This is a genomic window from Micromonospora sp. PRAS1 (genome assembly GCF_059553435.1).
Genome location: NZ_JCANNB010000113.1, coordinates 1 through 698, shown reverse-complemented (window position 1 = coordinate 698; position 698 = coordinate 1). Strand labels below are relative to the sequence as shown.

Sequence of the window (698 nt, the reverse complement as noted above, 5' to 3'; positions counted from 1 at the left end):
TAGAGGGCCCCGGTCAGCGATTCGCTGTAGACGACGGAAGGTTCAGGCTCGACGCGGTTGCGGAGTGGAAAATCCAACAACACGAAGGGACCAGCGACCGCGCCGAAGTGCAGACCGACGTTGAGCGGCAACACCCGGACTGAGACCTGCGGACGCTTGCTCACGTCCAACAGGTGTCGTAGCTGTTCGGCCATGGTGACGGGGCTGCCAACGACCCGGAGGAGAACGGCCTCGGAGAGGATCGCCTCGAACTGCGGTGCGGGTGGAAGGCGACGTTCCAGCAGCGATTGGCGTTGCAACCGGACCTCCACCAGCCGCTCCCGTTCCTCCTCCGAGATGCGCGAGCGGTTCTGATAGACACCACGGGCATAGTTCCTGGTTTGGAGCAACCCGGGTATCAGGGTGTCCTCGTGCTCGCGGAGGCGGGAGGCGGCGGATTCCAGGCCGACGTAGAGTTCGAACCACTCGGGGATGGCGTCGCCGTACGAATGCCACCAGCCTTTGGCCTTGGTCTCGCCGGCCAGGGCGATGAGCGCGCCGGTCAGCTCGGGCGTTACGGCGTACAGCTCACACATGGCCCGGACGTCGACGGCGCGGGCCGGGCCGAGGCCGCTCTCGATGCGCCACAGCTTCTGCCGGCTGAACTGCATCGCCTCGGCCACCGCGTCGAGCGTCATGCGCGCCTCGGTGCGCAGGTC

At 66.6% G+C, this 698-nt stretch carries 1 protein-coding gene; it reads right to left on the bottom strand.

Annotation, left to right across the window (positions count from 1 at the left end; all coding sequences use genetic code 11):
• On the bottom strand, positions 1-698 hold a 698-nt coding region (locus AC507J_RS32320), incomplete at both ends, for a helix-turn-helix domain-containing protein (RefSeq protein ID WP_496294360.1).